Source organism: Polaromonas sp. (assembly GCF_012927485.1).
Classification (GTDB): Bacteria; Pseudomonadota; Gammaproteobacteria; order Burkholderiales; family Burkholderiaceae_C; genus Polaromonas.
Window position 1 is genome coordinate 84,551 of sequence record NZ_JABBPC010000032.1, and the last position, 12,582, is coordinate 97,132.

At 59.1% G+C, this 12,582-nt stretch carries 10 protein-coding genes; 2 read left to right on the forward strand and 8 right to left on the reverse strand.

Going from position 1 to position 12,582, the window contains the following annotated elements; genetic code table 11:
• The 5 genes from HHJ16_RS12575 to HHJ16_RS12595 all read right to left on the reverse strand — a co-directional run bounded on the left by HHJ16_RS12575 (position 1) and on the right by HHJ16_RS12595 (position 5,459).
• Positions 1-1,179: a lycopene cyclase family protein gene (locus HHJ16_RS12575; RefSeq protein ID WP_296901050.1), complete on the reverse strand. Its 1,179-nt coding sequence runs from the start codon at positions 1,177-1,179 to the stop codon at positions 1-3.
• Positions 1,169-2,137, reverse strand: a complete 969-nt coding sequence (locus tag HHJ16_RS12580) for a phytoene/squalene synthase family protein (RefSeq protein ID WP_296901052.1) — start codon at positions 2,135-2,137, stop codon at positions 1,169-1,171. The genes HHJ16_RS12575 and HHJ16_RS12580 overlap by 11 nt, the downstream gene beginning before the upstream one ends.
• On the reverse strand, positions 2,134-3,609 hold the full coding sequence (gene crtI, locus HHJ16_RS12585; protein ID WP_296901054.1) for a phytoene desaturase family protein: 1,476 nt from the start codon (positions 3,607-3,609) through the stop codon (positions 2,134-2,136). The genes HHJ16_RS12580 and crtI overlap by 4 nt, the downstream gene beginning before the upstream one ends.
• Positions 3,609-4,553 (reverse strand): polyprenyl synthetase family protein, encoded by a 945-nt coding sequence (locus HHJ16_RS12590; RefSeq protein WP_296901056.1) that lies wholly within the window; start codon positions 4,551-4,553, stop codon positions 3,609-3,611. Before HHJ16_RS12590 ends, crtI begins: the two co-directional genes overlap by 1 nt.
• Before the next feature lie 93 nt (positions 4,554-4,646).
• Positions 4,647-5,459: a bacteriorhodopsin-like gene (locus tag HHJ16_RS12595; protein WP_296901058.1), complete on the reverse strand. Its 813-nt coding sequence runs from the start codon at positions 5,457-5,459 to the stop codon at positions 4,647-4,649.
• Positions 5,460-6,168: 709 nt separating this feature from the next.
• On the opposite strand from HHJ16_RS12595, the gene HHJ16_RS12600 reads away from it, so the two are divergent.
• Together HHJ16_RS12600 and HHJ16_RS12605 are read left to right on the forward strand one after the other, a co-directional pair.
• The gene (locus HHJ16_RS12600) at positions 6,169-7,572 is read left to right on the forward strand and encodes a YncE family protein (protein WP_296901060.1); all 1,404 of its coding nucleotides are present in this window, start codon (positions 6,169-6,171) and stop codon (positions 7,570-7,572) included.
• Complete coding sequence (locus tag HHJ16_RS12605; RefSeq protein ID WP_296901062.1) at positions 7,569-7,931, forward strand: DUF305 domain-containing protein; 363 nt, start codon at positions 7,569-7,571, stop codon at positions 7,929-7,931. Before HHJ16_RS12600 ends, HHJ16_RS12605 begins: the two co-directional genes overlap by 4 nt.
• Before the next feature lie 12 nt (positions 7,932-7,943).
• On the opposite strand, the gene HHJ16_RS12610 is transcribed toward HHJ16_RS12605, so the two are convergent.
• The 3 genes from HHJ16_RS12610 to HHJ16_RS12620 form a co-directional block, all read right to left on the reverse strand.
• On the reverse strand, positions 7,944-9,782 hold the full coding sequence (locus HHJ16_RS12610) for a long-chain fatty acid--CoA ligase (RefSeq protein WP_296901063.1): 1,839 nt from the start codon (positions 9,780-9,782) through the stop codon (positions 7,944-7,946).
• A 244-nt stretch (positions 9,783-10,026) separates the two neighbouring features.
• Positions 10,027-10,575 (reverse strand): c-type cytochrome, encoded by a 549-nt coding sequence (locus HHJ16_RS12615; protein ID WP_296901065.1) that lies wholly within the window; start codon positions 10,573-10,575, stop codon positions 10,027-10,029.
• Between the two features lie 152 nt (positions 10,576-10,727).
• On the reverse strand, positions 10,728-12,218 hold the full coding sequence (locus HHJ16_RS12620; protein WP_296901067.1) for a cytochrome C: 1,491 nt from the start codon (positions 12,216-12,218) through the stop codon (positions 10,728-10,730).
• Positions 12,219-12,582: the final 364 nt, after the last annotated feature.

Below are 12,582 nucleotides of genomic sequence, written 5' to 3' on the forward strand. Positions count from 1 at the left end.
TTACGAGCCTGCTGGCAAGCTTTGGCCAGAACTGGCGGCGCTAAACAATTGTTGTAAAAACGGTTTGACTGGCAAGGCCAGAATAATGGACGTGTAATCAAGAAGACTGCCGCAGTCGCTCAGAAAACGGATCACCTTTTGGCTGTCCGCACGGACAAACAGCGTCATAAACAGTTGCGGCGCCAATTCGGGCTGGCGGCGAATGAGGTTTAAAAAGAGGCGGTCCATCTGCCAGAGTAAAGCGGGATCCTTGACGTGCCCGATCGGCCAACCGCCCCCGGCTATTGCCTGCGCGCAGCCAGCAGCCCAGCGCTGAATGCGTTGAAATGCATAGCCTGTTGCTGGCCGGGCAGCCCCTGCCGAAACGCCCACCCGCACATAAGCCGGCTTAAATTCGGCCCAACCAGAAGCCGAGCGATCGAGGCCCATGGGAAGCACCCCATGCTCTGTGCGCAGCACGGTGAAATGGGCACCGTTGACACGCTGCGCAATAGCAGCATTCAGCTCAGCCGCTAGATCATCGGCTGCGAGGGGCGCAACGGCAAAGACCGTGAACTCCACCAGCGCCCGCGTTTTTGAAATCGGCAGCACATAGGTGAAAGCAACCCGCTCAGGGTTTGCGGGTAAAAAATCCATCAGGTCAGCGCACCCTGGCTCAAAAACAGTCTGAGAACAGTCAATTTCATAGCCATAAAAAGACTGCCACAGCAATGCACCGCCAAGCGCCGGCATCTGTAGGGGCCGGGTGTCCACGACCATGGCCGCTGTCAGTTGCCCGACCGCGGTGTCCAGATGCCAGCGCCCGCCGTGAAACTGTGGCTCTGACAGGACCGGCGTGTCCATTTGCAGATGCAGCTGCGGCGCATCCATCAACGCGGCCTGTGCAACCGCTTGAAACTGCTCGGCGGCCAGCATGCGATAGGGAGTGCTGGCGCAATCGATACGCACGGTCTGATCTGCGTTGCGTACTTTGACGACGGGCCATTGATGCTGTGCCAATTGGGCGAAAGGCGTCGCTTCGCCGCCCCAAAAACACCAGGTCCGATCGTTGAGATAGCGCGGCCGCTGCTCGAGGATCAATGTCGCAGGCGCGCGATGACCGAGCTGGGCTAGTCGCATGGCCAGACTCAGCCCGGCGCAGCCGCCTCCCAGAATCAACAGTTCAACGTCACGCCGCATGATGCAGGAAAGACGCGCTGCTCAAACTCGGACAATTCGAGAGTGCGAAGTGCAGGCGCTTGTCGTGAAGTTCCGGATGCCGCCAGAATGAGCGGCTTACGGGAATCGCTACCAGCGCTCGTGTCGTGATGACGGCCTTTCGCCATGGCGGCACGACGATGCGCCCGGTCCAATAGGCATAGTTGCACGCTCTGAGCTGCCGGCCTATGGCGTGGTACATCCGAGCCGCCACCAGGATACTGCTGCGCGCGCGCGCCGGCAGATAGGACAGGCCGAGTTCGCCGCTTTGGTAATAGGTATCCGCACAGTCGAGCAGGGTGGCGACGCATTGCCGTAGCGTATCGCGCAGTATTCCAGTCGGATTGATCAGCGCCTCAGGCGCCAGATCGCCCACCAGATCGGCCGGCAAATAGCGACGGTCAAGGACTGCATCGGCGGCAATATCGCGGCAGATATTCGTTAGTTGCATCGCGATGCCCAGGTCAACCGCGTGCGGAAAAGCGGCTGGCTCGTCAGTATCCAGCACCTTGCACATCATCAGCCCCACCGTTCCTGCAACCTGATAGCAGTAGCGCAGCAGTGCATCCATATCGGGCATGCGGACCCGTTCAAGATCGGACTGCACACCCGCTATGAGATCCAGGAAGATATCGGAATCAATGCTGCACTCTTGCAGCAAAGCCAGTCCATCCTGGATCACTGGCTGGTTTGAATGGCCGCCGCGTATCGACGCAGCAGCGCCGGCCAGCGCTTCTTTTGCCAACAGCACCGAGCTGGTCTCGTCGGCCAGGTCGTCAATGTAGCGGCAGAGTCGATAAAGGCGCGTGGCCCGGGCGGCATGCACGGGTCCGAGCAATTGACGGGCCCAATAAAAGCTGCGCCCTTTTGCGGCCAGCACGCTGTTGGCGCTGGCTGTCAGCGCAGGCCCTGCAACCGCCGCTTGAACCAACTCTGTCATGCAGATCCAGCGAGTGGAATCAGTGCATCCATGACCTTGGCGGAGCACAGGACACCCGGTAGCCCGGCCCCCGGATGGGTCCCGGCGCCGACCAGATAAAGATTTTTCAGCCCTTCTGCCCGGTTATGAAAACGAAACCAGGCCGACTGCCGAAACAACGGGGACACTGAAAACCCGGCGCCGTGCTGGCTTAAATAATCATGCTCGAAGTCCTTCGGTGTCATGAAGAATTCTTCGGTAATTGTCGCCGCCAGGTTGGGTAGGATGGTTTTACCCAGCGCGGCAACGATTCGGTCGCGCAGGGCCTGGCCTTCCTTGGCCCAATCCAGTTTTCCCAGCAAATTGGGCACCGGGCACAGCACATAGAAACTGTCGCAGCCCGCCGGCGCAAAGCTCGGGTCCGTGGCCGTTGGCCGGTGCAGATAGAGCGAAAAGTCTTCGGCCAAAGTCTTACGGTCGAAAATGTCGGCCAGCAGTTCGCGGTAGCGCTCACCCATCCAGATGGTGTGGTGCGCGACCTCGGGATAGGTTTGCGTGGTGCCGAAATACAAAACGAAAAGCCCCATTGAAAACGCGGCGGCACCGAGCTTCAGCCGCGTTGAAATGGCTTGCTCGGAGGGCTTGACCATTTGGCTGTATAGATGCGCTGGATCTGCGTTGGAAACCACGAGATCGGCCATCACCTTCCGCCCGTCAGCCATGACGATGCCCTTGACGACGCCTTCATCAATCGTCAGCGAGGCCACCGTCTGACCGAGTTGGATTTCAATCCCTTGCCGCGCCATCAACGCGCCCAAAGCTCGGGTAATGGCCGCAGTTCCCCCCATCGCGAAATGCACCCCATAAGCGCGCTCCAGATAATGGATCAAGCCGTAGATGCTGGTCGTGTCAAAAGGATTGCCGCCCACCAGCAGAGGCTGGATGGAGAACGCTTGGCGCAGCTTCGGGTGGCTCAGGTAGCGGGACACCAGCTGCCAGACCGTTTCGTGGCTGCGCAGGGCCAGCAGTCTGGGAATCTGCTTGAGCATGGTCCGCAGCCGGTGAAACGGCATCGCCGACAATTCGGTAAAACCGACGTCGAAGATACGCTTCGAATGACTCAACAAATTGCGGTAGCCGTCGCAATCGCGTGGCTCGATGCGCGCAATCTCAGCCAGGGTCTCTTCGAGCGTGCCGCCATAGTCAAAGGTATCGCCATCGGCGAAATAAAACCGGTACCAAGGCTTCAACGGAACCAGCGTGACATGGTCGGAAAATTTTTCGCCGAACAAGGCGAACAACTCGTCAAACAAAAACGGCGCCGTGATGACGGTAGGGCCGGCATCGTGGCGAAAACCATTGCGCTCGAACACCTGCGCACGTCCGCCGAGCTGGGCGCAGCGGTCCACCAGAGTCACGCGGTAACCCTTGGCCCGCAGACGCAATGCAGCCGCCATGCCACCGAATCCGGCGCCGATGACCAGGGCTTGCATCAGCGGGTCTCCCGCAACAAGTTACCCGTCAGCTTACGGCGCATATCGGCGGAAAACCCAAGCAGTAAGGCGCCCGCGCCGGACGGCAGCTTTGCAGCGTTGGACTCGCACAGCGCCAAGTGCTGTAGGCCAAGATTTCTTGCACGAAGAGTTGCCGCAGCACGAGACTGGGACTGGATGGAAACGAGAACAATATTCAGAGCCGGGCGCTTATTTCCGCCGCCGTCAATGCGCTCGGCATCGCCAACCAGGTCTTCCATGTCATCAAATATCTGATAGCCGACGGCAAAGTTTTCACAAGCTTGCCGCGCCACTGGTACAGCGTCTTCGTATCCTGATGCCAGCAGCGCAAGTTCCAGCGGTAAGCCCAGCAATGCACCGGATTTGGCCATGACAATTTTTGTATAAAGCCCAACGCCATCGGCCTGGGCGTCAAGCCCGGCAAGGTCTGCACATTGCCCGTCGATAGCCATGGCGGTGCGCTCATGGAGCAGCGCCAGCAGGGACGGCAAAGCAGCGGGCTGGCTGATCGTGCACAGCGCGCAATAAGCTGCTGACAGCAAAAAGTCCCCGCTGCAGATGGCGATGTTGCCGCCATACTTTGCCCACACGGCTTGCTGCCCGCGTCTGAAGTGATCCCGGTCTTGCAAGTCGTCATGGATTAGCGAGGCGTTGTGCATTAATTCTGCACAGGTTGCAATGCACAACACGTCGTTGTCCGACAGCCCCAGCGCCAGACCCGCAGCAAGACCTAGTCGAGCCCTCACACGTTGGCCTCCGGCTCCCAGATGATAGGCTGCAGCCGACCTCGCGCCAATCTCACCGGATTCCGAAAAACCAGCTCGAGACCCTGCTGCGTCGCGCATACGCGATTCCACCTGAGGGAGCAAGGTCTCCAGCTTCTCATGCGGATTTGCGATCCGCAGGTGGACAGGTGAAGGCATTGAAAGTCTCCGTTTCAGTCGGTAAGACACATCGCTGTGCAGGCCCGGAAAAGAATTGTTTCCGATGCTCCGGATGGAGAAAGCGCCGGGAAATTACAGCGTTTGCTTTTTGCTCATGCTCTCGGACTCGTTCACGGCGACCGTCCAGATAATCAGACCGAAGGCAATCTTGTTGAGCACATCAGCCAGGTTATAAATAATGTTCAATGCATTTGCGCTGTTGGCTGGGCTGCTGCCGGTGAAGTAGCCAAAGAAATAGCCGATTGGGTAAATTGCCCAGCCGAAAGTCACAATCAAACGCATGGTATTAAACGCTGACTGCACCGATGGCGGCGCGCTTTGTGCGTTGATTTTGCTGGCCTGGCCCATGAAAATTTCATAGAGAATGAACGCCCAGCCCGCCATACCAATGATGAAGGCTGGCAGCACCGACATGTACCCTGCCTCGCCCACATAGCCGCCAATCAGCATGACGAGCGTGCCGATCATGAGACGCCAGAAGATACCGACGGGCACCTTCGTGATGGCTGACAAGATCAGGTAAAACTCAATCATCAGCAAAGGCACGGTGATCAGCCAGTCAATGTAGCGAAACACGGTTGGCGTTGAGCCGGTGGTGACCCACACTTCCCGCATATAGAAATAGTGCACTGCGGCCACCAGCGTCACAAGGCCGGAGACGGTGAGCGATGTCTTCCATTTGGCAGAAACGCGGTCACGCTCCAGGAAGAAAAAGACCGTCGATGCGATCAGCGCCATCGAAATAAGCCAAAAGGATATCCCGACAAAGTCATCAGGTTTTAACATCGCGCTGGATGCGGCTGAAGCGTGGGTGGTGACGAAACACAATGCAAGTCCGAAAGTCAAGCTTGCAAGCGTTTTGGAAAAAAAGTGATTCAGTAGCATGCGGGTTTCCCTGAAAATGCATGACCAGTTGTACCGAAGAACCTTTCGGTTCTTCACCTGTCATGATTTCAGTGATCCCCGGTGGGGTCCAGACTAATCACGAACCACAAGTATAAATAAATACCGATTGGTATTGTTCGGTGTTTTCCCTAATTCCCGGACGACTGAAGGGCGATTGACTAACGCTTCCTAAGTGTCGTTAGTTTCTCCAGCTCCAGGCGTTTGAGCGCCTGCCCGACGAGTCCACCACTCCGCGCTTTCGCCACCGACCAGCTCCGGCCATGTGAGCTACATTGGTGAAGGCCCCAAAACGGAAGTAAAAATAAAAAGCTTCGTGTGGCGTGTCCGTGAATTCAACTTTTTGAAAATCAACGGCGCACTACTCGACAGCACGATCAGGTATTCAGAGCATCCCTAGCAGCGCCAAAAAAGGAGCTCCATGCAATAAAACCCTGGTCCACGGAATAAATGGGGGCAGAGTTACGTCTACCGCTTGGTGGTGCTTATCCAGGTTTGCTACGTGTTGACGTTCGGCCAGGGCAGGATTGTCAGCGAAACCTGGCAAATTAACCTGAAGTTGGCGGTCGCAGCCGACTTTTAAAAACCGCTTTAAAGATCGGGTGGGCATTATTCACCCGATAAAACAGATCGCCTCCCAGTCGCTTTTTGGCCGGGATTTATCACATTAACCGATTTTAAAAAGGTACCTATGAGCGAACCACTGAACGACGCACGCCGCGATTTCCTCAAGATGGCGGCAGTACTGCCCGCCACCGTAGCAGCACCCTGGGCATTGGCGCAAGGCCCCGTCGCAACGGCTGTCTCCCCTATGGCGACGGCTGCTGACATTGCCGCCGTGGACCGGGTGTTCATCACCAACGAGGATTCCAACACCATCAGCGTCATCGATCCGATGAGCAACCAGGTGGAAACCACGATCAACCTGACCAGTTTTGACGAGGACGCACGTCCGCCGTTTCGTTTTGTCACCGGGGGTGTGATGCCGACGCATGCGGCAATGATCCACAAACCGCTGTACCACGGCTGCGTTGACGCCCACGGCGCGGTGCCTAACCCCGACGGCACACTGCTCGCCACCTCGGGCCGGGGCAGCAGCAACATTTACCTCATTGACTCGGTGAATCGGCGCGTGCTCGGCAACGTGACCAATCCGCAAGCCGGTCCGACGACGAATCCAGAGCGCTTATCCAGCGGCATTTTGTTGGGCCGGGAGCCGCACGAACCCACCTTCACGCGCAACGGCCGCGAGCTGTGGGTTACCTTGCGCGGCGAGGATCGCATCGCCATTCTCGATGTGGAGCAGGCAAAAAAACAAGTTGGCGGTGCGCCTTCCAATGCGGTGCGTGCTTATGTGCCCACGCTCAATGGCCCTGCACAGGTATGGTTCTCCAAGGACGGCAAGCTCGCATTCGTCATCAGCCAGAAAGTGGCGCAGCTCGAAATTCTTCACGTGAATCCTGATGCACAGGGCTATTCGCGGCCCAAGCGCTTGCGGTTGGTCGATTTGAGCATGCAGGACAAACCAGCGTTTACGCCGTTTCAAAAACTCTCGCCGGATGGTAGTCAGATGTGGCTGTCGCATAAGCTCGCCGATGCCGTGTCTCTCGTTTCGGTGAAAGATCCTGGCACCGTGCTGGCGACGATCCCACTGGGCGAGATGGCGCGACCCAACCACCTTGAGTTTGTTGATAACGCACGCGGCCAGGTAACCTATATGAGCCTCGCACGAGTGGACGACGGCGGACCCAACGGCGCGGCGTCAAGTCGCCTCGCGATCATTGACCGCTCGGTGCCGATTTCCCAACAGAAAGTCGTCGGCATGGTGTACACCGGGGGTCGCGAGGCCCATGGTCTATGGACCAACCCAGCCAACAATTTGCTCTACGTGGCCCACGAGCAGGACGAACTGCCCGGCACCCCCAACGCTGGCCAGGTCGTTTGTTCGGCCTTTGACGTCTCGACACCGCTGCAACCCAAACTGATCACTCAGATTCCCTTGGGTGCACTGAAGCTTCCGTCTGGCGAGTTGCGTAACAAGAAAAGTATTAATTTGGTTTATGTGCGGCCCGGAACCAAGGGGCAGACCGCATGACAGACCACAACGCGCACCAAGAAAATGGTCATGGCAAGGATCAAGAAAAGGGCAGTTTTGAGGCCGGGATGAGCACTGGCATGGCGCGCATGATGAGCGACATGCATCAATCAGGCTACACCGGGCAGCCCGACTCCGACTTCCTCGCGATGATGATTCCTCATCATGAGGGCGCTGTCGAGATGGCGCGTCTGGTGCTGATTCATGGGCGCGACCCGATGGTGCGGCAACTCGCCGAGGAAATCATCGCGAGCCAGACGGTGGAGATTGCGTCCATGCGGGGAAGGATGGCCGTATTGCGCAAGGGGCCGAATCCGCAACCGGGTGGTTATCCGGCGCTCGGGGCCGTGCGGGGGTGAAGGCGGTACCCGTCAGCGCTGGTAGAGCCGCTCGATCACCCCGGCGAAATGTGCCGCCAGGTTTTTGCGCTTGAGCTTTAGCGTTGGCGTCATCAGCGTGTTCTCGATGGTCCACGGGTCAAGGGTGAGCGCTACCGCACGGGGCTGGGCATAGTACGGCAGCGTGGCAGTGAGCTCGCGTATCCGTTGCAGCGCCGCCTCGCGTGCGCTGGGCGCGTTCAGGTTCTCCCTGTCGTCCGGGTTGAGTTCCAGCGCAACGGCCAGGTGCTTCCACCCGGTCCGGCTGAGCACCACGATGCAGGCGATGAAGGGACGGTTGTCGCCGAACGCGTAGGCCTGTTCGAACAACAGGTTGGTGGTGATTGCGAGTTCCAGGTCGGCCGGCGCGATTTTCTCGCCGGTGGAGGTCACGATGATTTCCTTCAATCGACCGAGGATGCGAATTCGCCCATTCTCAATCGCCGCCTGGTCGCCGGTGCGCAACCAGCCATCGACGAAAGCTGCCGCGGTGTCTTCCTCGCGCTTCCAGTAGCCGCGCATGACGCTGCGGCTGCGTACCAGCAACTCCTGGTGATCGCCAATGCACACTTCAACGCCCGGCAGCGGGCGGCCGACGGTGGACGGGTCGTTGTCATCCAGGCCGTTAGCGGCGACCACGGGGGACGTCTCCGTCATGCCGTAGCCCTGCAGGATCGGCAGCCCGAGCCCGAGAAAGCTATGGGCAATGGTCTGAGACAGCGGCGCGCCGCCGCTCACGGCCACGCGCAGCCGGCCGCCGAAGTGCATCAGCAGCGGCCTCGCAACCAACCACTCCAGCAGCGGCCACGTCAGGCGGTCTAATAGCGCCGGCACCGTGCTCGTTACGGGCAATTGATTGGCGCGGCAAAAGCGCCGCCAACCGACCGCCTGCGCCCAGTCGAAGAAGCGCAATTTCAGCACCGATCCAGACAGTCGCTCCTGAAGCGTCGCGTACACACGCTCGTAGATGCGCGGTACCGAGATCAGGATCGTGGGCCGCACGGCCCTCAGGTCCTCGGACAGCTGCGCGACCGACCGCGCATGCGCCACACTGCAGCCGGCGGCTATCGGTAAATAGTAGCCAGCGGTGCGCTCGAAGGTGTGAGACAGCGGCAGGAACGAAAGAAACACGTCCGCCGCCGCCGGGGACACGCGCTGCAGCGTGGCCTTCACGTTCTCCAGCACGTTATCGTGGGTCAGCATCACCCCCTTGGGCTTGCCCGTTGTGCCAGATGTATACACCAGCGCGGCCAGTTCGCCAGGCTCGGGCGGCTGCGGTGCGAGCCGGCTATCGGCGGAAGCGTCGGCCGGTGATAGCCAGTCGGTCAGCGAGCTTACCGGCACGCTGCCCGCGACGGACGGCGTGCCCGAGGCCTTTTGCACGACGACCACTTGGCGCAGCGAAGGCAGTACCACCCCGGTGGCGGCAATGGCCTGCCACTGCCCCTCGGAGAAAGCCACCAGTACCGAGGCATCGCTGTCGCCAAGGATGTAGGCAATGCTGGCGGAATTGTCGATCGCATGCAGCGGCACTGGAACGCAAGCCTGAGCCAGCGCTGCCTGGTCGATGCATACCGCATCGAGACCGTTGGGAAGCAGGATTGCAATGCGGGCACCGCGCGGCAGCGCCAGGCGTTCGAGGGCCGCGGCAAAGCGGGCCATTCGCTCCCCGGTGCTATGCCAGGAGAGGCCTTTCCAGCGACGGGTGGCTGTGTCGTATTGAAGGTAGGCATCCGCCTGCGGTGTTTTCGCAATACGCCACGCGAAGAGTTCGGCCAGCGTATGAACAGAATCCAGGTTTCCTGGAAGGCTGCAATCGGTAGAAAATGACATAGAGAGGTGCACGGTGTGCAATCTGGGAGAAGGGCACATTGTCAGCCCTTGCAACCCCGGTGTCGATTTTCAAAAACGCTGGAACTGCCTCGGAGGCGAACTCAGTCGGTCACAGAAAACTCGCCGTGGTTTTTAGCGCGTTAAATTTCAAGCGTTAATTTTTGAGGGGTGCGACGCTCAGCCGCACGGCGCATTACGTGGCTTGTCTCCCTGATAGCTCCCGCGTTATCGGTACCGGACCCGGCTACCGATTGGGCATGGCTTGTACATAAGCGGCGACGTTCTCGATGTCATCTCGGGTGAGTTCATGGGCGACGGTCTCCATGATCGCGCCCAGTGGCCGGTCGTTGGTCCGCTGGAACACCGTTAACTGCTTGACGAGGTAGTCGGCGTGCTGGCCCGCGATGCGCGGAAAAGTGTCGTTGCCCTGTCCTTCCGCGCCGTGGCAGCCCAAGCAGGCGGGAACATTTTTGGCGGGCACACCGGCTTCAAAAATCTCCTTGCCCGCCGACATGCGAGAAGCGGCCCCTTCGATGGCCTGGTGCGCGGGCTTCTGGTTCGCGTAGTAACTTGCCAGCCCACTGATTTGCGCGTCCGTCAGGCTTCGGCTTATGCCCCACATGTATTCGAAGCCTGCCGGATCTTGCCGGCCGTGGCCCTTGAAGCCGTTCAGCTGGGCCATGAAATAAGTCGGTGTTTGGCCCGCCAGATTGGGAAAGTTGGGCGACACAGAGTTTCCCGTGACCCCGTGGCAGTTAGCGCAAACTTGCTGCGCCATTGTGAGCGATGTCACCGTGGGGTCCGCTAAATTTCGCGAGCGGGTTGGATTCGAACATCCAACGGCGAGCCCTGCGCCAGCAAGAGCGAGAACGAGGTATGCGAGCTTCATGTGAATTTCCTGGATGGTTTCAAGGCGGCTTGACAGGTCGTAGGTCCGAGGCCGAATCAGTACGCGGCCCAGAGATAGAAGAGCAGCGTGTTGTTGTCCCGGGCGTTACGTCCGAAGCCGTCGTAGTTGTCCGACGCGCCGTTATAGCGGCTGTAAGCCGTGTACTGGGCACCGATTCGCACGTACTGGGTCGGGAGCCAGAACGTTTCGAAGGTCAAGCCGCGGGTCGCAGGATTGCCAGAGAGGTTACCGCCGACCCGTAAGGAAGGCGCTTGAGCGCCCGGGTCGGACGTGATGCTCATCGTGACAGGGTCATAGCCTGAGGTTTGATTGGCGGTATTCGTGCTGCCGGTCCGGTTGAAAAACGCAACGCTTCCACCATACCGTGCCTGGTAGGTGTAAGTCAGTTTGGCCCGCATCAGGTTGGTTGTGTCCTCGGCGTTGGGGCCGGCCAAGGGGTTGCCCGCCGCGTCGACAAAGGCAGACGCCGTTGGGTTGGCCTGTTGAGCGTCGGAATAACGGGTGCGGTTGCGCGCGAAGACGAGCTGTCCGGTCACGGTATGCGGATCCAGTAAATACTGGTACTGTGCGTCGATCTTCCAATCCCTGGTGTGACGGGTCGTGGTGGGATCGGACGTGTCGAGATTACTGTCATAAATCTGGGCCGCCATGGCGGAGGTTCCGACCATCAGGCTGTGGGCACCCCATTCATGGTTCCACGCCAGCCGCAAGTAAGGATTGATGCCCCTGAGCTTGGTGGTTCTGTCGTCCCCCAAACCGGCGCTCATGAAGGACAACAGCCCTCGGGACGTGCTGTATCCGCCGAACTCGGCATAAAGCGACTGGTTCAAGTAGGTGTAAGCCGTGACGCCCGCGATGTTGCCGCCGGTCGAGTAGCTGGGATAGGGCGTGGTCGCGTCGATAAATCGGTTGCTGGTGAGGCTTGACGAAGGCACATACTGCATCCAGGCGGCCGACGAGTTCCAGGGGTCAGAAACCGACGGGTTGTTGTTGACGGACAGGCCGACGATCAGGTCTCGTTTTTCATCGACGAAGCGATCGGCAAAGCGAATGTCCATGTTGTCGGCGTTGGTGTGCCCGTGAAACTTTCCATCCACGCCCTGCGTTGCATACGGGTTGAAAGTGATCTGGGTCAATGCGCCTATGTTGTCGGTCACCTTGCCGCCCAGGAACAGACTCCCTGTCGCGAAAACGGTCTGCCCGTTTTTCTGGAAGTCGGCACCTGCATCGTCGGTCTTGGAGGTGTCGGCAACCATGGCATTCGAGAGTACGCCCATGACGGACACCGGAACGGTCCGTTCGCCCATGGTGTAGCCCGTCAGCTTGAACAGGCGGCCGTAGGGCGTGAGTTCAGGGAACTGTCCGCCAGCATGGCAGGCCACGCAGTTTTGCCCGGTCTGGCGTGCAAACAGGGGGAGCGCTCGGGCGGTCTGAGGCATCGAGGCGATGAAAACTGCGGCGAGGATCGCTAGGACCCACATAAGTTTCAAGGTGTAAACACCTGAATGGATGGTCGGGTTTTTCATGGCGCGATCTCTTTTCCTTACTGCTGGTATGGGGTTGAGTTTGCGCATGCAAGGTATCACCCGCATTGATCTATGTCAACGCAAACTAGGAGCGCCGTGTAAGACAACGTTTCTCGCAACGAGGTCATTTTTTGCCGGAGATGTCGCAACAGCAACGCGGGCGGTCGCTCATCCGAGAGGACCTTGGTGCCCCCTGAAAAGCACCTTACCGGGCGCTAATGAAGCACCCGGGATTGGAAATGCCGATGTGCCTTTCTTTAACCGCCGACCTCATAGACGGTGAACTTTGCGCGTGGTGTGATGGCGACGTTTTTTGCAAAGAACAAGCAGGCCATTGCCATCATCGGCCCCAACACGGCATTGA

Coding starts and splice junctions, on each gene's coding strand:
- HHJ16_RS12575 (WP_296901050.1), bottom strand. CDS start 1,179: ATGCGGCGTGACGTTGAACTGTTGATTCTGGGAGGCGGCTGCGCCGGG.
- HHJ16_RS12580 (WP_296901052.1), bottom strand. CDS start 2,137: ATGACAGAGTTGGTTCAAGCGGCGGTTGCAGGGCCTGCGCTGACAGCC.
- crtI (WP_296901054.1), bottom strand. CDS start 3,609: ATGCAAGCCCTGGTCATCGGCGCCGGATTCGGTGGCATGGCGGCTGCA.
- HHJ16_RS12590 (WP_296901056.1), bottom strand. CDS start 4,553: ATGCCTTCACCTGTCCACCTGCGGATCGCAAATCCGCATGAGAAGCTG.
- HHJ16_RS12595 (WP_296901058.1), bottom strand. CDS start 5,459: ATGCTACTGAATCACTTTTTTTCCAAAACGCTTGCAAGCTTGACTTTC.
- HHJ16_RS12600 (WP_296901060.1), top strand. CDS start 6,169: ATGAGCGAACCACTGAACGACGCACGCCGCGATTTCCTCAAGATGGCG.
- HHJ16_RS12605 (WP_296901062.1), top strand. CDS start 7,569: ATGACAGACCACAACGCGCACCAAGAAAATGGTCATGGCAAGGATCAA.
- HHJ16_RS12610 (WP_296901063.1), bottom strand. CDS start 9,782: ATGTCATTTTCTACCGATTGCAGCCTTCCAGGAAACCTGGATTCTGTT.
- HHJ16_RS12620 (WP_296901067.1), bottom strand. CDS start 12,218: ATGAAAAACCCGACCATCCATTCAGGTGTTTACACCTTGAAACTTATG.